This window comes from Paenibacillus agricola, from assembly GCF_011440305.1.
Lineage (GTDB): Bacteria > Bacillota > Bacilli > Paenibacillales > NBRC-103111 > Paenibacillus_S > Paenibacillus_S agricola.
Genome location: NZ_JAAOIW010000013.1, coordinates 22,056 through 42,223 on the forward strand (window position 1 = coordinate 22,056; position 20,168 = coordinate 42,223).

At 45.5% G+C, this 20,168-nt stretch carries 18 protein-coding genes and 3 riboswitches; of the genes, 10 read left to right on the forward strand and 8 right to left on the reverse strand.

The features are described 5' to 3' along the window. Positions 1-44: 44 nt before the first annotated feature. The 6 genes from G9U52_RS27885 to G9U52_RS27910 all read left to right on the forward strand — a co-directional run bounded on the left by G9U52_RS27885 (position 45) and on the right by G9U52_RS27910 (position 6,064). Complete coding sequence (locus tag G9U52_RS27885) at positions 45-935, forward strand: carbohydrate ABC transporter permease (RefSeq protein ID WP_207953251.1); 891 nt, start codon at positions 45-47, stop codon at positions 933-935. Beyond that, positions 935-1,750: a carbohydrate ABC transporter permease gene (locus tag G9U52_RS27890; RefSeq protein WP_166153952.1), complete on the forward strand. Its 816-nt coding sequence runs from the start codon at positions 935-937 to the stop codon at positions 1,748-1,750. The genes G9U52_RS27885 and G9U52_RS27890 overlap by 1 nt, the downstream gene beginning before the upstream one ends. Before the next feature lie 51 nt (positions 1,751-1,801). Continuing rightward, positions 1,802-2,476, forward strand: a complete 675-nt coding sequence (locus tag G9U52_RS27895) for a DUF1868 domain-containing protein (protein ID WP_166153953.1) — start codon at positions 1,802-1,804, stop codon at positions 2,474-2,476. Between the two features lie 440 nt (positions 2,477-2,916). After that, on the forward strand, positions 2,917-4,710 hold the full coding sequence (locus G9U52_RS27900) for a methyl-accepting chemotaxis protein (RefSeq protein WP_166153954.1): 1,794 nt from the start codon (positions 2,917-2,919) through the stop codon (positions 4,708-4,710). 390 nt (positions 4,711-5,100) lie between these two features. Then, entirely contained in the window at positions 5,101-5,325 is a 225-nt protein-coding gene (locus G9U52_RS27905; RefSeq protein ID WP_166153955.1) for a helix-turn-helix transcriptional regulator, read from the forward strand. Continuing rightward, entirely contained in the window at positions 5,315-6,064 is a 750-nt protein-coding gene (locus G9U52_RS27910; RefSeq protein ID WP_166153956.1) for a DUF3169 family protein, read from the forward strand. Before G9U52_RS27905 ends, G9U52_RS27910 begins: the two co-directional genes overlap by 11 nt. A gap of 102 nt (positions 6,065-6,166) precedes the next feature. Here G9U52_RS27910 and G9U52_RS39430 read toward each other — a convergent pair whose 3' ends face one another. The 8 genes from G9U52_RS39430 to G9U52_RS39435 form a co-directional block, all read right to left on the reverse strand. Next, positions 6,167-6,391, reverse strand: coding sequence for a hypothetical protein (locus tag G9U52_RS39430; RefSeq protein ID WP_207953252.1), 225 nt, complete (start codon positions 6,389-6,391; stop codon positions 6,167-6,169). A 108-nt stretch (positions 6,392-6,499) separates the two neighbouring features. Next, positions 6,500-7,447, reverse strand: coding sequence for a magnesium/cobalt transporter CorA (corA, locus tag G9U52_RS27915; RefSeq protein ID WP_166153957.1), 948 nt, complete (start codon positions 7,445-7,447; stop codon positions 6,500-6,502). 234 nt (positions 7,448-7,681) lie between these two features. After that, positions 7,682-9,952 carry a sensor domain-containing protein gene (locus tag G9U52_RS27920; protein ID WP_166153958.1) on the reverse strand — a complete coding sequence of 757 codons (2,271 nt, stop codon included), beginning with the start codon at positions 9,950-9,952 and terminating at the stop codon, positions 7,682-7,684. A 28-nt stretch (positions 9,953-9,980) separates the two neighbouring features. Beyond that, positions 9,981-12,005: a potassium-transporting ATPase subunit KdpB gene (gene kdpB / locus G9U52_RS27925; RefSeq protein ID WP_166153959.1), complete on the reverse strand. Its 2,025-nt coding sequence runs from the start codon at positions 12,003-12,005 to the stop codon at positions 9,981-9,983. A gap of 64 nt (positions 12,006-12,069) precedes the next feature. After that, positions 12,070-12,363 (reverse strand): hypothetical protein, encoded by a 294-nt coding sequence (locus G9U52_RS27930; RefSeq protein WP_207953253.1) that lies wholly within the window; start codon positions 12,361-12,363, stop codon positions 12,070-12,072. A gap of 118 nt (positions 12,364-12,481) precedes the next feature. Next, positions 12,482-12,943, reverse strand: a complete 462-nt coding sequence (locus G9U52_RS27935) for a hypothetical protein (RefSeq protein WP_166153961.1) — start codon at positions 12,941-12,943, stop codon at positions 12,482-12,484. A gap of 119 nt (positions 12,944-13,062) precedes the next feature. Next, positions 13,063-13,238, reverse strand: a riboswitch (cyclic di-AMP (ydaO/yuaA leader). 372 nt (positions 13,239-13,610) lie between these two features. Next, positions 13,611-14,432 carry a YitT family protein gene (locus tag G9U52_RS27940; protein ID WP_166154079.1) on the reverse strand — a complete coding sequence of 274 codons (822 nt, stop codon included), beginning with the start codon at positions 14,430-14,432 and terminating at the stop codon, positions 13,611-13,613. 103 nt (positions 14,433-14,535) lie between these two features. Continuing rightward, positions 14,536-14,751: a hypothetical protein gene (locus tag G9U52_RS39435; RefSeq protein WP_207953254.1), complete on the reverse strand. Its 216-nt coding sequence runs from the start codon at positions 14,749-14,751 to the stop codon at positions 14,536-14,538. A gap of 183 nt (positions 14,752-14,934) precedes the next feature. Further along, positions 14,935-15,123, forward strand: a riboswitch (cyclic di-AMP (ydaO/yuaA leader). Between the two features lie 191 nt (positions 15,124-15,314). Beyond that, positions 15,315-15,518, forward strand: a riboswitch (cyclic di-AMP (ydaO/yuaA leader). A 126-nt stretch (positions 15,519-15,644) separates the two neighbouring features. Between G9U52_RS39435 and G9U52_RS27945 the strand changes: the two genes are divergently transcribed. From G9U52_RS27945 to kdpB (G9U52_RS27960), 4 genes are all read left to right on the forward strand, one after another. Next, positions 15,645-16,055, forward strand: coding sequence for a DUF4218 domain-containing protein (locus G9U52_RS27945; RefSeq protein ID WP_166153962.1), 411 nt, complete (start codon positions 15,645-15,647; stop codon positions 16,053-16,055). Between the two features lie 158 nt (positions 16,056-16,213). Further along, positions 16,214-16,291 carry a potassium-transporting ATPase subunit F gene (locus G9U52_RS41855; protein ID WP_375790294.1) on the forward strand — a complete coding sequence of 26 codons (78 nt, stop codon included), beginning with the start codon at positions 16,214-16,216 and terminating at the stop codon, positions 16,289-16,291. A gap of 64 nt (positions 16,292-16,355) precedes the next feature. Continuing rightward, a complete protein-coding gene (kdpA, locus tag G9U52_RS27955) occupies positions 16,356-18,035 on the forward strand; it encodes a potassium-transporting ATPase subunit KdpA (RefSeq protein ID WP_166153964.1) in 1,680 nt (559 codons plus the stop codon). A gap of 21 nt (positions 18,036-18,056) precedes the next feature. Then, positions 18,057-20,087, forward strand: coding sequence for a potassium-transporting ATPase subunit KdpB (gene kdpB / locus G9U52_RS27960; RefSeq protein WP_166153965.1), 2,031 nt, complete (start codon positions 18,057-18,059; stop codon positions 20,085-20,087). Positions 20,088-20,168: the final 81 nt, after the last annotated feature.

Below are 20,168 nucleotides of genomic sequence, written 5' to 3' on the forward strand. Positions count from 1 at the left end.
ACAACCGCCTCACACAACATCAATTTATTGGACAGGAGCACACGATGAGACGGAAACTAGCGGTATTTGCCAACTCGGACAGAGGGTTGTCCCTGATGTATATGCCCGCCTTATGTTTATTTCTTGTATTTGTAGCTTACCCGCTCGTATCCGGCATCCGGATCTCGTTTACGAACTGGAACGGCTATTCCCAAAGCTACACTTACATTGGCTTGGAAAATTATATCAGGCTGTATACCGATGTCCGCTTTAAAAAAGCGCTGCTGAATACACTTGTATACGGCTTCGGCAGCGCCATTTTGCAGAACATCTTCGGCATCATGTACGCGCTGCTGTTGAACATGAAATTCCGCTCCAGGGTGCTCGTGCGGACAGTCATATATATGCCGGTCATTGTGGCGCAGCTCATCATGGGATATATCTGGTATTTCCTCGTCCAGTATGACGGCGGAGCCATCAACGATATCCTTCTGGTATTCGGAGCGGAGCCTGTTGATTGGATGGCAAATGGGACACGCGCCGTATGGATGATTACCATCATCAATGCTTTCCAATATGTCGGCACATCAATGATCATTTATTTGGCCGGGGTTCAGGGGATTCCCCAATCGCTGCTGGAGGCAGCAACGATTGACGGGGCCGGCGCTTGGAATAAATTCCTTCGTATCACGCTGCCCTTGCTAATTCCGGCGATCACGACTAGCTTTATCTTGAATCTGATCGGCGGGCTGGAGCTGTTCGCTCTTGTCGTATCATTAACTTCCGGAGGGCCGGGCTTCGAAACGCATTCGATGTCTTCCTTAATCAATTTTTTCTATTTCGAGAACCAGAATGCCGGATTCGCCGCTGCAATTGGGCTCATAACGTTCCTGCTCGTCTTGTCTATCAGCTATGTGGCCTTAAAGCTATTCAGGAAGCGGGAGGTGGAATATTGATGAAATGGCGCTCTGGCTTCTGGAAAAATGCGGTTGGCTATTTCATTATTGCCGTCCATTTCGTCCCCTTCTATATCCTGATTACGATGGCTTTAAAAAAGCGGAACGACTTTTCGTCCCGCTGGCTGCTGCCGGATTATATGTATGTGGACAATTTTCGTGTAGCGATGGTAAATGGGAAATTGCTGCAGGCGATGTTCAACAGCCTAGTAGTGACGGCCTTCTCCGTGCTTCTGATCGCCCTGCTCGGTGCGATGGCCGCTTATCCGCTCGCACGTGTCAAAAGCAGCTTTAACCTAAAAATGATCAGCGTTATCCTGGCTGTCATGATGGTACCGAAATTGACCGTGCTCGTTCCTCTGTACAGCTTGGTTGCCAGCTTGGGGGGCATCAGCACCTACTGGGGAATTGTCCTGCTCATTACGACCTATAAGCTGCCGGCCTGCATTTTCCTGTATTCGAATTTTATTACGACGATTCCGAAGGCTCTGGACGAAGCGGCGACCATCGACGGCTGCAGCAAATACAGCGTATTTTACCGGATACTGCTGCCGTCCATGCTGCCTGTAACAGCTACCGTTATCATTATGAACAGCGTTTCCATTTGGAATGACTTTTCATTTTCGCTTTATTTTATGCAATCCCCGCTCAAGCGGACGGTCACCCTTGCCATCTCATCGTTTTTCAGCCAAAATAACACGAACCTGAACGCAGCTGCAGCTGCAGCCTTGCTTGCCATTATTCCTGGGACCTTGCTGTATCTGCTGCTGCAAAAGCATTTCGTAAAGGGCATGGTGGACGGCTCGGTAAAGTGAAGCAAGTTGCCCTTCCGCAGCAATAGGTACATTAGAAGGAGAGGTTATTCAATGAACCATAGCCCATATACGAAAGCAGTAGGACGTAAATTTCATGCCGATGGCTCGGTGCGATATTTCCCGGGCAACACCATCATCTGCCCGATTCCCCCGGACAATGCCGTTTATGTAGAGCTTGTCCGGTTTGCAGAGCGGTTCAAGGCGCTATCCTGCGCTAGCAAGTTCACGCTTATGCCGCCCTCCAGCTATCACATGACGGTGATACAAGGCGTCTGCGAGGAAGACCGCAAGCCTGAGCTGTGGTCGCGTGATTTGCCACTGGACATGCCACTTGAGGAGACAGATCGCTATTTCAGAAAAAAATTTGCCGAAATCCCTATCCCGAACGGCTTTCATATGAAGTTGGGCGAGGTGGATACCGGCAGTGTTGCCCTGACATTGAAGCTGCTGCCTGCTGCAGATGAAGACCGTGAGGCATTAACCAAATTTCGCGATCACGTATCCGAACGGCTTGGGCTCAGATTCCCGGACCACGATGAGTATCAGTTCCATATTACGATTGCGTACAAAATTTACGAATTGACGGGAGATGAGGTGGGGGAGCTCCAGCAATTCAAGGAGCAGGAGGACCACGAATTTGGTGATCGTGTTGGGATATTGGCAACACTACCGCCGCAATTGGTTTTCTTTAAGGACATGTTCGAATTTTCAAGTGCCCGGCTGTAGGATATTCGGCCAGGGCAGACTTGGATGACACAAAACCGTAGGTGCTGCTCATAGTTATGATCTCAAAGTACTCAAGTAACCTGGCGGTTTTTCGTGACGGATAGTCTGAGCAATCGGATGGTAAACAACAACAAGGGGGCGTAACTCTACGTTCCCTTGTTGTTGTTTACAAGGAGAGGGTGCTTCCTAAATCCATTATCATACTCAGCAATTATGAAAAGGTCCACTGATAAATCAAAGTTTTGTTCAAGATTCTCTCAATCTGACACCACACACGGTGGTTCGTGGCTAGTTGAAATAAGGTTGTTTAATCTGAAATAAAATAATTACCTTTATAAAAAAATCCGTGGAGCAATGGCAAAAAACGACTCTGTTCGCATCGTTAGCTAAAGAGCCATTCTTCGTTTTATAAATGCTGCAATGAAATTATTCTCATGATATTGTCGGATATTGTCGATAAACTCAATAGACTATATTCTAGGAGTGGACGACATATGCTAACCAACTATTTCAAATTAACAGTCGGCAAAAAAATGTTTTTGTCGTATTTGGTTCTACTTTTTTTGTTGTGTGTATTGGGAGGCGCTTCTCTCAACAATGCGCAGCAAATGCAAACGAAAACGAATGAAATCACTACCATTTGGCTAGGAGGCACCAGTATTGCCAATAATTTAAACTACTTAACAGAGCACGTACTGGCGTTGCAATATAAAATTTTGATTATATCGGATGCTTCCCAAAAAACAGGCTTTCAAGAAGAAGCAAAAAAAACATTTTTAGCTATTGATGAGCAGTTTGGTAAATATGAGAAAACGTACGCTAACGACCAAGACCAAACAAATACTGAGCAGTTAAAAGAGAAGTGGAACAAATACAAGGATGTTTTCAATCAGGCTTTCGAAATTAGCAATCAGGTCGATTCAGTCAACGGCTCGAAAAAGAAGGAATTAGAGGTATTGCAGGTGATGGATCAATCCCAGCAAACTTTTAATGATATGCAGAAAAATTTGGACCTGATGGTAAAGATAAACAACGACGGAGCTATCCAAGCTACCAAAGAGAGCAGCGACATTTATGCTGGCGAGAAAGTGCTAGTCATTTTGCTCATGGTTGTTTCTGTGCTCATTGGCATCGTTCTTGTGTATATCATGAATCGTATTATTTCGAAACCGACAAGGCTCGTATCTGATGCATTACACAAAGTAGCTGGCGGCGATTTAAGCATTCCGAAGATGAAGATTAAACAGAAAGACGAAATCGGTATGTTAATTCAATCTCTTAATGAGATGGTGTCCAAGCTAAAAGCGACAATGTTTCAAATTCAAGACGCTTCTATGACGGTTGCGGCATCTTCCGAACAGTTGCTTGCAAACTCTGAACAAAATACGGAGGCCACTAAGCATGTTGCACTAGCTGTCGAACAACTCGCGTTAGGCTCTGAAAATCAATTGCAAAGTGCTAATGAAACAAGCAGGGCTACGGAAGAAATGGCGGTAGGAATTCAAAGAATAGCCGAAACTACATCTGAAGTCTCGGAATTGTCGCTTGAGGCAAGTCAGCAAGCACAAGCTGGGAATGAGACTATCCAATCAGTTGTTGGAATAATCAATGTGATCAACAACTCAGTGGGACAAGCGGGATCGCAAATAAAACTATTAGAATCGCATTCGCATAATATTGGAGATATTGTGAAAATGATCGGCGATATCGCTTCGCAAACCAGCCTGTTAGCCCTAAATGCCGCGATCGAGTCGGCTCGAGCGGGGGAACACGGAAGGGGATTTGCCATCGTTGCGAATGAAGTGAAAAAGCTGGCAGAACAATCAACAGTCTCCGTACAGCAAATCACAGATCTAATAACTCAAATTCAATCGGATACGCTACGTGCAGTTCATTATATGGATCAAAGCCTAATAGAAGTGAAATCTGGCTTGGAAGCTGTTTCCTATGCTGAAAAAGCATTCGGAAAAATTGAAAATACCACTCAAGCTGTAACCGAGAAAGTGCAGGAAATTGCGGCAGCGGCGCAAGAAATGGCGGCCGGTTCAGAGCAAGTATCTGCGTCTGTAAATGAAATGAGCAGCATTGCAAGAACTGCAGCGGAATCCACCCAAATCGTTGCCGCTAGCACGGAGGAACAGTTGGCTTCCGTAGAGGAAATCACTTCGTCTGCGCAATCTTTGAGCATTATTTCTCAGAGTCTGTCTGAGATTGCTGGGCAGTTTAAGGTCTAATATAATGAAAAAGAGAAATTGTTGTCCGAAGTCAACATCATTGTTACATGAAAAGTCACGTAAATTGCGAATTTTTTTATTTATGTAAAAAGGTTCTTGTCATCGGTTGATGACAAGAACCTTTTTACATTCCCGACGGAGTAACGCCCTGAGCACAACCGGATATTTGCGAAGCGGCAGGGCTGGGTATTGTGGAGGGCGTGGATGCCCAGACCTTTGTGCCGGACGGCTACTCGCTCCGCTAACCAGCTAATAGTTGTCAACTTGGAAACGGTCATAAACGCTGGGGTATTATATTGATGTAAATAGGTAAGGAATTATAGTCAAATTGTATATTATAGTTTACAAAATGTTAATGATCATATATAATTCAGGCATGGAGGTGATAAGGTGAGTGAATTACACAACCGGGTAAGAGAACTAAGGGCTCGTGACCGATTGTCGCAAGCTGATCTAGCCCAGTTAATTGGTGCATCCAGACAGACGATCGCACTTATTGAAAGAGGTGATTATGCGCCCTCAATTGTACTCGCCTTGAGGATTGCATCTGTATTTCAAGTACAAGTGGAAGCCATATTTTCCTTGGAAAGGGATGAAGTGAATCATGAAAAATAAAACTAAAAATATGCTTTACTTGGTATTCATGATGGTCATTGGGGGAGCTTGCGGCTTCTTAATCAGCAGCGGTTTGATTCCGAGACCAGCGAATTTATCGTTTAACCCTGGAATATTTTACGATTATGATGTTATCTTCGGAGTGATAGCTACAGCCTGTATCATCTTAACGTTATGGAACGTAATTGGGCTTCTGAGATTTTCTTCTATTCAAGAAAGTAAACCAATTTCTACAGAGGAGGAGGGGCCGACTCAGAAGGAGCTTACGGTAGGTACACTCATCAAGATTAGTGCCTACAATTTAATTGCGGCATTCTTATGGACTGCACTCTGCTTTGCATATCTTGCCAGTAAGGAAGCGAGAGCCACAGATAATGAAACCTTCTTGTTAATAAATTTGGTAAGTGCCTCCGTATTCGCGTTAATAGCGACTGCCTTGCAGTTGATAAACATTCGGCATTATAACAAGCTGTATCCGGACCGCTCAATAAATTTAGGTTCACGAAATGCACAGCGTGAGCTATTTGATAAGCTGGATGAAGCTGAAAGATTTATCGTCTATCGATCCGCCCACAGCTCCTTGAAGGCCGTAAATATACTGATAATTAGCGGTATTCTGCTCTTCATTCTCTATTCTTTATTGTTCGAGTTTACACCACTGCCAATCATTATCCTGGCCGTCATCTCCCTTGTCCAGAAAGCAGTCTACTTTCGCGAAGCAAGCAAAATGGGGGGTTAATCATTTCCGGGTGTTTTGTTCAGATGTAAAGGGGTCTTCCAATTCAAATGGAAGACCCTTTTTCATACCTTTTGTGTTCCTGTTGGCAAATCCTGCTATAGCTCACCGTTTATTTTCCAGAACGCGTCCAAGTCCGCTATAGCGGCTTAATATGGAGGGCAGACCGGCATGAGCGCTTTTATCTACGGGCGCTTGCTTTTGTAGAAAATTCAAGCCGACTGCGATTCTGAACACCATTGCGACCGACCTTCCTTGGCTATTATACGGATGCAGCAGCGTAGGTTTAACGATCCCACAGGACTGTGAGCTTATCAATCTCGGTTTCATGCCAAAAACGCAGGACGATAGGTATAGCCCTCTATCAAAGAAACATTGATGATGGTACTAGATCAATTCAAAAAAATTATACATTTGGACTGTCGGCCCCAAGCATGTTTAATCAAACCATTTCTTATATCGAAACCATAAAAACATCCCGAATCCAATGCTAAACATGATTAACAGAATCATATAATACCCCCAATGCCACGTAAGCTCGGGCATATTTTCAAAATTCATTCCGTATATCCCGGCTATAAATGTTAGGGGCATGAAAATTGTAGTTATAACAGTTAAGGTTTTCATAATGGTATTCATACGATAAGAATTAATAGAAACATAACTATCACGTATATCTGCAGTCAATTCTCTATTGGAATCAATGATTTCAGAAAGCTTAAGAAGATGGTCGTGTACGTCGGCAAAATAAATCATATGTTCCTTCAGGCCTTCAATTTTCTCGGAACTTATCACTCGATAAAGCAGTTCCTTCATGGGGACAATGGTCTTTCTAATCTTTAATAGTTTAGCCCGGATTTCGAATACTTCGTTCATCAGTATGTGTACGGGAACACTTTTTCCTCTGATTTCAATTTCATCTAACTGGTCTTCTAATTTATAAAGGCTCGGAAAATATTCATCCACGAGGTTATCTATAATTAAATAGGCTATGTAAACAATTCCTTTTTCACGAAGCTTCTTTTGCTCTACCAACCGACGCCATGCCTGATCAATTTCTCTTAATGGTGAATAATGAAAGGTAACGATAAAGTTATGGCCCCAAAACATGTCTACCTCATCCGCCGCTAAAGTGTAAGCATTCATAGCATGAAGAACAAAAAAATGGGTGCCATCATAATGGTCTAATTTAGGCCGCTGCAGCAGATGGTAGCAATCTTCTATAGCCAATGGATGAAAATGAAAGTATTCCTGTAAAAGCAATGCTTCCTCCTCCGTAGGCGCATTAAAATCCACCCAGTACCATTGAATATTTGAATCCTTCAGATTGTCTAGCGATGTTTGAATAATCTCATGCTCATCGTTAATAGCTAATATTCGAATCAATGTGTCTCCCCCTCAGAGCAACTCGTGCCATTAGCCTAATGGCTTCTTCGCTCTTTTTCGACATCTCTTCAATATTCCTTAGAAGGATAAATTATATCACACGAAATTAAAATTCATCTATGCATTTCATCTTGTAAGCTCCAGACCAACTCTCCGGAAGAAATTTGAATTTGTAAGGAAAAAGTGGACTGCTGAAGGGAGCAATTTTCTATCCAAGATAGATTAGTTGGTTTCTTAGGTCACCTTCGAAAGCAGGGAGGAGAGCGATTCGGCCGGTAAGGGCTTGCTGAAAAAGTAGCCTTGCATTTCATTGCAGCCCTTGTTTTTAAGGAATTGCAGCTGCTGTTCGTTCTCAACTCCTTCTGCAACCACTTCAAGGTTCAGGTTTTTAGCCATCGCAATAATGGATGTAGCTATCACCGCGTCATCTTTGCCATTTGTGATGTCATTAACGAAGGAACGGTCAATTTTCAAACGGTTAATGGGAAAATCCCGCAGATAACTGAGGGAAGAATAGCCCGTGCCAAAATCATCGATTGAGATCTGGATGCCGAGTTGCTTCAACTCCTCCAAGGTGATAATGACCTGCTCCGCGTTTTGCATCGCGATGCTTTCTGTAATCTCCAGTTCCAAATAAATGGCATCCATACCTGTCTCGTGCAGGATTTCGGCAATGGTATGGACAATATGGGGTTGTTTGAATTGATAAACGGATAAATTAACGGCAACCCGCATCGGAGCATAACCGGCTTCCTGCCAAGCTTTGTTTTGCCGGCAAGCCGTTCGCAGTACCCATTCACCAATAGGGATGATCATTCCCGTTTCTTCGGACAAAGGAATGAACTCAGCTGGAGGTATCATACCCCGTTTCGGATGTTGCCAGCGAACAAGTGCTTCTACTCCTGTAATCAAACCCGATTGTAACTGTACCTGCGGTTGATAATGCAGGACAAGCTCGTCCCGCTCCACCGCTTTGCGCAGCTCTTGCTCTATCGTGAGCCGCCCGGATGCCTGGACACTCATCGTAGGCGCAAACAGCTCATACTTGTTCCGGCTGACCTCCTTGGCACGATACATTGCCGTATCGGCATTCATCATGAGCGTCTGGGCATCGATCCCGTCGCTTGGGTACATGCTGATCCCGATACTTGTCGTCACTGTGCATTCATGGCCTTCAATAAATATGGGCTTGCTGATGGCCATAATCATATTATCGGCTATGTGAAGGACTACACGTTCATCTGTGATAACAGGCAGCAGAACCGTAAACTCATCACCGCCCATGCGGGCAATCGTACCCCGATGTCCGACTGAAGATTTCAACCGATCGGCTACGGTTTGCAGCAAACGGTCTCCGAATGCATGGCCCAAGGAATCATTAATATATTTGAACCTGTCCAGATCCAGGAACATAACAGCCAACTGGTGCCGATTCTGTACAGCTTGCTCCAGCCCCAAAGTAAGATGGTCAATGAAGAGCCTTCGGTTCGGCAAATCCGTAAGCGCATCGTGGTATGCCATATGGTTAATCGTGTCTTCAGCCTGTTTATGGTCCGTAATATCTTTGCCGATGGCGTAAACTCCGACTACATGACCTTCTATAATAATCGGAACCAGTCGTACCTGCAGCTCGATTCGGTGTCCACGTTTGTGCTGAATGGAAATATCAAAGCTGGACGAAATCCCTTTTTTTGCCCTGGCAAAACATCGAAATGTTGAGATGCTAGGGGCAGCAAGCAGGTGCCCACATGTCCTGCCCATCAATTGATGACTGGTAAATCCAGTTAATTTTTCAGTTGCCGGATTGATCGTAACAAATTTACTGTCCAATCCAAAGGAGCAGACCAGGTCCGGGTTATAATCAAATAAAGATTTATAGCGATGTTGGCTCTCCTCCAGCATTCTTTGCGAATCTTTGCGTTCCGTGATGTCCCGGATGATTCCGCGAAAGCCCATGGGTTTGCCGTTCAACGCTTCCCTTATAAGGACGATTGAACCTTCGACGTACTTACGGGCGCCATCCTTGAGCAGGACACTCCATTCCACGCAGTTAATTGCTGTTCCTGTATGGGAGACCCAGTGGAAGGTCTGTTTTAGCTTTTGCGCATCTTCCTTGCCCATAAAATCAGTAAAGTGTTTTTCATGCAGTTCGGCTTCGGTTACACCTAGGATATCCACCAATGAATGGTTAAAAAACAAAAAATGGCCGGACCCATCCATTTCATAATACCCGTCTTGAATACTTTCCAAGGTAGAACGGATTTTGGTCTCTTCACGTTCCAACTGTACCGCATCGGTCCGACGGACAGCCTCTAAATTGCGCTGGACCAGTACATAGAGCAAACAAGCAGTTATGGTCGTGGCCGCTGCACTATACATCCAATAAGGAAACCCGGCTTTGGTGCCTATTTGAAACAAGCAGGCGAGGAGTAGATAGACGGCTGCAATTCTAAGGGAGATTTTTCTTCCCACTGCTTTTTTTTGTAGGTGTATGGGTTTGTCCATTCGTATATTCTCCAGTTCTACACGTTCTCTATATGATATTTAGGAGCAGATCAATGGCCTTGATGCCTATGAAGGGGAAAATAACGCCGCCTACCCCATAAATCATTAAGTTACGGAACAAAAGCTGGTTGGCACCGATGGGCTTGTAGTTGACCCCCTTTAAGGCAAGAGGGATCAAAAGCGGGATAATAACCGCATTAAAAATCAGTGCGGAAAGCATCGCACTTGTCGGGGATTGTAAACCCATGATATTGAGCGTCTGGAACTGTGGCAGGCTCCCAGAGAACATCGCTGGAATAATGGCAAAATACTTGGAAAAATCGTTAGCTATACTGAAGGTCGTCACCACTCCACGAGTGATGAGAAGTTGCTTGCCGATCGATATCACTTCGATAATCTTCGTTGGGTCGGAATCCAAATCTACCATATTCGCTGCTTCCTTGGCGGCGTTCGTGCCGCTGTTCATCGCCATACCAACATCGGCTTGGGCTAATGCAGGTGCATCATTGGTGCCGTCACCTGTCATTGCAACAAGCTTGCCCAACGCTTGCTCTTCCCGTACGATGCGGAGCTTATCTTCTGGCTTGCTTTCGGCAAAAAAGGCGTCGATACCGGCTTCACGGGCAATCGTGGCAGCCGTCAGTGGGTTGTCGCCTGTACACATGACGGTCTTAATCCCCATTGCCCTCAGTGCCTCCAGCCGTTCGCGCATACCTGGCTTGATCGTATCCTTCAAATGGATCAAGCCAACAATTTTATGATCCCTGCTGACCGCGAGGGGAGTGCCGCCCAACCTGGATATGGCATCGCTTTTTTCCAACAAATCAGTGGGAATGTCCCCGCCCCGCTGTGTAACATAGCTGCTAATGGCATTGACAGCCCCTTTACGGAAAAAAGTCCCGTTGAAATTCAACCCGCTCATCCGTTCTTCCGCGGTAAAGGGAACGACTTCCCCCTGGTAGGTGCGAAGGCCGCTAAAAACGGGCTGCTGCTTAGCAAGCTCTAATACAGAATTGCCTTCGATGGTAGCATCGAATAAAGAAGTAATCACGGCAACCTCAACCAACTCTTCGATTGGCGCGCCGGAGACAACAACAAATTCAGAGGCCATCCGGTGTCCGAAGGTAACGGTACCGGTTTTATCCAAAATTACCGTGTTGATGTCACCAGCCATTTCAACGGCTTTTCCGGACATGGCAAGTATATTAAAGCGTGTCACCCGGTCGATGCCTGATATGCCGATCGCCGACAACAGCCCTCCAATGGTCGTTGGAATTAAACATACGAACAGGATGATAAGTGTGGATACATCCAATTGAATACCAACATAAGCAGCTAGTGGATAGATCGTCACAACTACGATAAGAAATATCAAAGTGAATACGACCAGCAAAGTGCTTAGTGCAATCTCATTGGGTGCTTTTTGGCGTTTGGTTCCCTCGATAAGTGAAATCATCCGATCGAGAAAAGAGTTGCCTGGATCCGCAGTCATTTTCACCTTAATCCAGTCGCTGACGACGGTAGTTCCGCCTGTGACAGAGCTTAAGTCCGTATTTGCCTGCTTGACAATAACGGCAGACTCACCTGTAATCGACGATTCATCTATAGCGGCAATCCCCTCAATAATCATGCCGTCTCCAGGTATAAGCCCACCGGATTCAACGAGCACGATATCCCCTTTTACAAGTTGGGTCGCAGCAAGGTTTCGGTAGGAGCCATCGGCAAGGATTTGCTTGGCTGTAAGCTCCTTTCTTGCCTTGATCAGGCTATCGGCATGGGCTTTTCCACGCCCTTCAGCTAATGCCTCCGCAAAATTGGCGAATAAAATCGTAAATAGCAAAATCATACATACAATGGCGTTCAAACCGACCTGCTGCCCAGTTCCGAAATAGGATGGAAACACGGTCATAAGCAAAACGAGCAGTGCTGCCATTTCTAAAACGAATAGAACGGGATTCCTCATCAATTGCCGCGGATTCAATTTCAACATGCTTTCTATGAAAGCATGAAACAAAATAGGTAAACCGAATCTTCGTTTATATTCGTTATTCATGGAGACCGCCTCTTTTGCTTCGCATCCTATGCGGAGTATCGCTTTCTAACTTTTCTTATATGGGTCAAGATATTTGTATCGTGATGTAACAAAATAATTCCAAAACTAATAAAAATGTGGAGAATACCGATCCAGATAACAATGTGAGTTTAAAAGCTTGCTTGCTGTTCATTATAAAAACTCTAAAACCAAGAATGCATACCAGGCCAATAAATAACGTTGTAATGAATGTAATCCGCGCTATATCAGGAGTCTGGGTGGTTGCAGTTGCCATGGCAAGCATGTAGCCCACTATAAGGAATGCTATAAAAACCACGATAGCACCCATTCGATATACCCGCTTTTTTTCGGTTTTCATTTTACGGATTTCAGGATACCGTGAGACCAGCCAGGTTATCCATTGGTACAGAAGGACCAATAGGACGATGCAATATAGGATACTCATGGGCACAATCCTTTCGACATGCTTTTCATTATTAGAAGGAGTAGTAAGACCGTGATTGTTCGATCAAAAATGAGCGTTCCAAAACAATACCGTTTGTTTTTTGTAGCTTGACTGCATTCGGGTTTTTAATATGCCAAACGAGGTCATCCAAAGCAGATTTCGCTACCTCGCAACGCTCCTGTCCCCATGCTTCCCGTTTTTTATGGACAAAGGCAATCGCTTCGGCTATAGGAAGTCCCTTTATGGATAAGAAAACCGAAGCCCAGTGGATCAAATCAAATCTTTTTTCACTAGAGGGAAGGATGCATTCCTCCCAGCCGCTCAGCCCGTTACTGGAAATTTTCAATAAGCCGCAAGAACATTCGTTAGTGATTTGGGGAATCAGTTTTTTGATTAGCAGGCAGTCAAATTGATAGATTTCCATAGAACCAATCTTGAATGGCTCTAGGGATGGTTCCAGCGGAACCTCTAGTGGGTCGGCGAGCTTTTGCATAGTGATAATCTCCTCATCCTATTTAATTTTGGCAAACAAAAAGAAGCCCAGAGAGCAGAGAAACTCTACTCTCGGGCTTCCTGTACCATAAGAAATAAGCAGTTAGGGTAGCACGATAGGAATTCTCTCTCAAGTCGCTTACGAGGTTAGCTGTCGGATTCGGGCTTGAGAGTGCCCTACCTAAGGGCATGCATGAGCATGCCGCAAGGATTCACCCCTGTAACTATCTATTTATTGCAGATAGCTTTAAACTGGGTCCCCCGTTTCCCTTTCGGGAATTAAGCGTTAAAGATGTATGAAGTTGTTGAAATGTATATTACGCCGACTCCAAAATAATGTAAAATTCCAATCCCAAGGGAATTTAAGCTATTTGTGCTCAAAAGAAGGATGAAAGCGGAACCAATCGGTACTTTCATTGATTTGCTGCCTCCTTGCTTGCTGTTGCTGGGTATTTAGCTATTTCATACAGATACGGAGATAAAGAGAGCTGGGTGTAGGTAATCAGAGAATGAACCTTATTTGCTGGTGCTCTTTGCACAAAATGATGCAGCGTATATATCTTCCTGATGGAGGAAGGAGATTTCGTTCTAAATGAAGAAAGGGCAGGCGGAGTAATTACACTCGACCTGCCCTTTTATTTATCGATGGCATTACTTCAATTTTGAGCTTAATCACGCTCAAAGCCTTCTCCCAGTACATCATGCACATTACTAATGATAATAAAAGCATGGGGGTCAGCCTTTTTTACGATATCTTTTAAGCGCCCGATTTCTTGCCTGGAAACAATGCAATAAACGAGTTCTTTACTTTCGAAAGAGAATCCTCCCTTTGCAGGAATAAGCGTTGAACCCCGTTCGAGCTCCTGGGTGATGGCTTCACAAACGGCCTGCCCCTTATGGGTAATAATCGAAAAAGCCCTCGTTTCATAAGCTCCCTCCGTAATAAAATCGATCATACGTGACGCAATAAATACCGCAACAATCGTATATAGCACCTTCTCCTTGGGAATAAAGCATAGAGAGAGGCCGATGACTGAAGCATCAAGCACCAAAATAATTTGACCCATGCTCCGTTTCAACCATTTACTGCCTAAATAAGCAATGATATCGACTCCGCCTGTTGTCCCTCCAAACCTGAATACGATACCCAAACCTAATCCAACCGTAACACCTGCATATAAAGTGACGAGAAAATAGTCCTCGGGCTTAACCAGCGGTACCATCCAGCCGCGGCTGATCACAAATTCCATGAACCATAAAAAAACGGATAAGGAGAGAGTGCCGTATATCGTAAAAATGATTCTTCGATGCCCCATGTATTTCCACCCAAGAAGGAGGAGAGGAATATTCATAAGCAAAGTGGTAACTGATGGGGGCAGCGAGAATGCATACAGAAGCAATAGGGATACCCCTGTAAGCCCACCCTCCATCAATTTATTAGGAATGATAAAATAATGGAGGCCAAATGCGAAAATAGCTGTCCCCAACATAATAGCGGCAAGCTGTTTTAGAGGAAACACCCGCTTGTTTATAAACACTGCTAGAGCACCTCCTGAAATGTAGTAACATCTGTACTGAATGAACCGTTGTCAGTTAGTCACCAATAAACTGGCTTCCAGGTCGCCATCGATTAATTTTTGCAGCATCAACTGAAGCCCACCCTCTCTTGGTCATCTTTGATAACATACGCCGCCCCCCAAAATAATGTAAAATCCCAATCCCAAGGGAATTTAAGCTATTTGTGCTCAAAAGAAGGATGAAAGCGGTATCAACAGGTATTTTCACCTGTTTACTATGATCTTGCTTCATTATGCTGGGTATTTGAATATATCGTCAAAAAACAGAGATATACAGAGCTGCATGCAGATAATAAGAGAATGGAATCTATTTAATACCTTTAAATGTGATATTCGGTCTATTATGCTTTGCGGTATTTATTTACAGTAGTCAGCTACAGGCGTATGATACATCTCATGATTAGAAACAAAGTTTCCAACCAGACCGCTGAATTTCATATCTATTGAAAACGGGGGAACCAACACAGTGATACACATAGGATGTGAGATCCATATGCTGTACCATCTGGGGTGAATCCAAAGGTGCAGTAAGCCAGCACCAGGAAGGGCGACTCTCACCGCCCGAATCCGTCAGCTAACCTCGTAAGCGTTGAACAGCCCGATCCTTCACAGCATGAACCGGTTCATACTGTGATGGATCAGGCATTTGAGAGAGGATGATGAAGCTTGTGATCGTATTAAACGACCACAGGGCATAAATGTCGTGTGGTTTTTTGTTGTGTATTATTGAAAATAACAGGTGATGTTTACAAGAAATTCATCATCTAGAGTATCTTTTGGAGTAAGAATGTACCAAGTAATTTATCGCTGAGTCCTTGAATGGAAAAGGAACGGGGGAACCAAAGGAGCACGTGATACCTGATGAGTCTGCTACATAGACAGGGTATCGGTGCGGGCTCCATGGGGTGAATCCTTATGGCATCTTCGGGTGCCCAGAGGTAGGGCGACTCTCACGCCCGAATCCGACAGCTAACCTCGTAAGCGTAACCGAGAGGCAACAATTGTCGTGCGTACGTAAGACACGGTTTATATTTCTGTGCCTTAGGAAGCCACGAGAAGAGTTTCCCTCTTTTCGTAGGCTTCTTTTTGTTGCCTCCTTTTTGACATCTTAGGAGGAATAGTGGTATGGAACAGCAAGAAGTTATTTTGGTTTCGGCACCCAATAGAACAGGAGAAGGCTTCATTCGTCAATTGATGAAGATGGGCATACATTGTGCTGCTATTGCCAACAACCAAGGGGAAAAGCACCGATTGGTCAATCTTGGAGTAAAAAATATAATTATAGTTAATACTACAGAACAACAAAATAATGAAATAATTCCAAAACTTCCAATTGGGAAAGTTTACATTTTTGAACGAAGCCTGAACCTATGCTGCCGGTATATCCGGATTTGCCGAACATGGACATCCAAACCGATTTATGTCATCACTCACACGAACAACCCGCGTCTAGTTTATAAAGGGCTTGGAGCTGCTTATGTGATTCACACGACAAGCGAGGATGTTTCATTTCTAATCGAATCGCATGGGAAATAACAGTTATCACGGTTTGACCCGGTAGAAGCATTTAATTTAGGAGGGATAGGTATGTTGGATCTCTATATGGTGTTGCTGCTAGCAGCAACTTATGCAATATTCACTGGATTTTTATCATGGTGCGGACGAGTCATCGAGGAATCAGGAGGCGGGCGTTAATGGCTATCGTTATCATTTTTACGGTATTGATCTTTGTCTACTTGGCCTATGCCTTGGTGAATCCAGAAAAATTTTAAGCAAAACTCAGAAGAAGCTTACGAGGATAGTTTTGCTAAAGCAAAACTCTAGGGAGGAAACAAAATGGGCATTTTGCAAATTGCCGTAGTGATTGTAATTTTGGTGTTATTGGTCAAACCTATGGGCACATACTTGTACAACGTATTCTCGAATGAAGCTAACCGGACGGATCGCTGGTTCAGCTTCATCGAACGGCCGATTTTTGCCATTATCGGCTTGAAGGAACGCAAGGGCATGACGTGGAAAACGTATGCCGCCAGTTTTATCGCAACGAACATTGTCTTGGTTGCGATCAGTTATTTGATATTAAGGACGCAAAGCTTCTTGCCCCTGAACCCGAATGGGATTGGCAATATGGAAGAGACGCTAACATTCAATACGGTCATCAGTTTTATGGCCAACACGAACCTGCAGCATTACAGCGGGGAGTCGGGCTTATCGTATTTCTCGCAAATGGCTGTGATCATCATGATGATGTTTACGTCGGCAGCGACCGGATTTTCGGTGGCGATTGCTTTTATTAGAGGGATTACAAGCAAAGGGGAAACAATTGGTAACTTTTTCGAGGATTTCGTGAAGGCTCATACCCGTGTGTTCTTCCCGCTTGCTTTCCTGGTTACCATGCTGCTGGTGGCGCTCCAGGTTCCACAGACGCTGCAGCCAACGCTAACGGTCACCACGCTCGAGGGTGCTGAGCAGCAAATCGCCATCGGGCCCGTTGCGGCGCTTGAATCGATCAAGCATCTCGGGACGAATGGTGGCGGGTTCTTCGGTGTCAACTCAGCCCATCCCTTCGAGAATCCGAGTGCGCTGACGAATGTGATTGAAATATTATCGATGTGGACGCTTTCTGCCGCACTTCCTTATACGTTTGGTTTGTTTGCCAAAAACCGCAAGCAGGGCTGGGTTATTTTCTCCTCGATGATGATCTTATTCGTGGTGTTCCTCTCCCTTATCTACGCGGCAGAGTCTAATGGGAATCCGGTTATGAACAGGCTGGGCATTGATGCTTCGCAGGGCAGTATGGAAGGCAAAGAGGTTCGCTTCGGCATTCCACAATCGGCGCTGTTTTCTACGGTCACGACAGCCGCGACAACAGGCAGTGTCAACAATATGCATGATACACTGACGCCGCTTGGAGGCATCACACCGCTCGCTCTTATGATGATGAACTGCGTATTTGGCGGGAAGGGTGTAGGCTTGGTCAATATGCTGATGTATGCGATTTTGGCGGTGTTCCTAGCTGGATTAATGGTAGGGCGGACACCCGAATTCCTTGGGCGCAAAATCGAAGCGCGTGAGATGAAGCTGATTGCCATCGCGATTCTCGCCCATCCGCTCATTATTTTGGCTCCAACGGCCATCGCGCTGGCTACCGATTTGGGTAGAGCAGGTATTACAAATCCGACCTACCACGGCATCTCGCAGGTATTGTACGAATACACTTCATCCGCTGCCAATAATGGGTCGGGCTTTGAGGGGCTGGGCGATAATACGCCTTTCTGGAATATTACGACAGGGCTCGTTATGCTGTTCGGGCGCTACATTTCGATGATCGCTATGCTAGCCGTAGCCGGTTCGTTACTGCGCAAGCAATGGGTTCCCGAAACGATCGGTACGTTCCGCACGGATAACCGTTTGTTTGCCGGCATTCTTGTAGGGACGGTTTTAATTATAGGCGCACTAACGTTCTTGCCAGGCATTGTGCTAGGCCCGGTTGCTGAGTATTTGACGATTCGTTAATGGAAGGAGTGGACCCTATCAATGGATACAAATAGAAAAAAAAGTTTGTCGGGAGCGATTGTTAGCCATGCCATCAAGGATAGCTTCGTGAAGCTGAATCCGATGGCGATGATGAAAAACCCGGTCATGTTCGTCGTTGAGGTTGGGACGCTGGTCGTGCTGCTGATGATCTTGATCCCAGGTTATTTTGGGACAGAGGGCAGTATCGGGTTTAACGTAGCTGTCTTCGTCGTCCTGCTGTTCACGGTGCTGTTTGCCAACTTTGCCGAGGCGCTTGCTGAAGGGCGTGGGAAGGCACAAGCCGATTCCTTAAAGCAATCGAAAAAAGAAATTGTTGCCCATAAAATGGTTAGTGGCGTGCTCAAGCAAGTCCCTTCAACGGAGCTTCGCAAGGGGGATATCGTCGTCGTCTCGCAGGGTGAGATGATTCCGGGCGATGGTGAAGTGATCGAAGGCTTGGCATCCGTGGATGAATCCGCAATCACGGGGGAATCAGCCCCTGTTATTAAGGAAGCGGGCGGCGATTTCAATTCGGTAACCGGTGGTACCCGAGTAGTCAGTGACAAGATTAAGGTGAAGATTACGAGTGACCCCGGGGAATCGTTTATCGACCGGATGATTGCATTGGTTGAAGGTGCGAAACGGCAAAAAACACCTAATGAAATTGCACTTAACACGTTGCTTACGAGCTTAACACTCATTTTCTTGATCGTGGTGGTCACCTTGGCACCCATCGCCAAGTACCTGGAAATCCAACTGGATATACCTGTGTTGATCTCCCTGCTAGTGTGCTTGATACCAACAACGATTGGCGGCTTGCTGTCCGCGATTGGGATAGCCGGTATGGATCGGGTCACCCAGTTTAATGTGTTGGCGATGTCGGGTAAAGCAGTTGAAGCCGCAGGCGATATTAACACGATGATTCTCGATAAAACAGGTACGATCACATTCGGTAACCGGATGGCCAGCGAGTTTACACCTGTAGGCTCCGCGAACATCGCGGCATTAGGCGAATGGGCAGCACTCAGCTCGATCAAGGATGAAACACCAGAAGGCCGTTCTGTGATCGAGTTGATGAAAAAGCAAGGGCTGTCTTATAAGAGTGCACTTGCTGAAGGTGGGTCGTTTATCGAGTTTAAGGCGGAAACCCGCATGAGTGGGATCGATTTGGTCGATGGGCGCAAAGTGCGTAAGGGCGCGGTCGATTCCGTGAAGCAATGGGTAATGTCCCAAGGCGGGTCGATTCCCGCGGACTTGGACGCCAAAAGCGATGCCATTGCCTCACAAGGGGGGACACCACTGGCAGTAGCGGTGGATGACCAAGTGTATGGCTTGATTTATTTGAAGGATACCGTGAAGCCCGGCATGAAAGAACGGTTCGAGCAGCTCCGCAAGATGGGCATTAAAACGATCATGTGTACAGGAGATAACCCATTGACCGCAGCTACGATTGCCCGTGAGGCCGGTGTCGATGAATTTATAGCCGAGAGTAAGCCGGAGGATAAAATTGCGGTCATCCGCAAGGAACAGGCGCTGGGCAAGCTCGTAGCGATGACAGGAGATGGGACCAATGATGCGCCTGCGCTTGCCCAAGCTGATGTAGGGCTCGCGATGAACAGCGGGACAACCGCTGCCAAGGAAGCGGCCAACATGGTTGACCTGGATTCAGATCCCTCGAAAATTATCGAGGTTGTAGCGATCGGCAAGCAGTTGTTGATGACACGTGGGGCGCTAACGACCTTCAGTATCGCTAACGATGTGGCCAAATATTTTGCGATCATTCCGGCGATGTTTACACTGGCTATCCCACAGATGGAGGCATTAAACATTATGCGTCTCGGCTCCCCCCTGTCGGCAATACTGTCCGCATTGGTCTTCAATGCGATTATTATTCCGCTGCTGATCCCACTAGCGATGAGAGGCGTAGCGTACAAACCAATGAGCTCTACAAAACTGCTGCAAAGGAACTTGTTTATCTATGGATTGGGCGGTATCGTGGTCCCGTTTGTGGGCATAAAGCTTATTGACCTTATCGTCCATGTATGGATATAGGAGTAAAGCGCATGTAGTAGTAGAAGTTTATGATTCTAAATATCATAGAGAAACTTAAAATGGATTAAGATAATATAATAT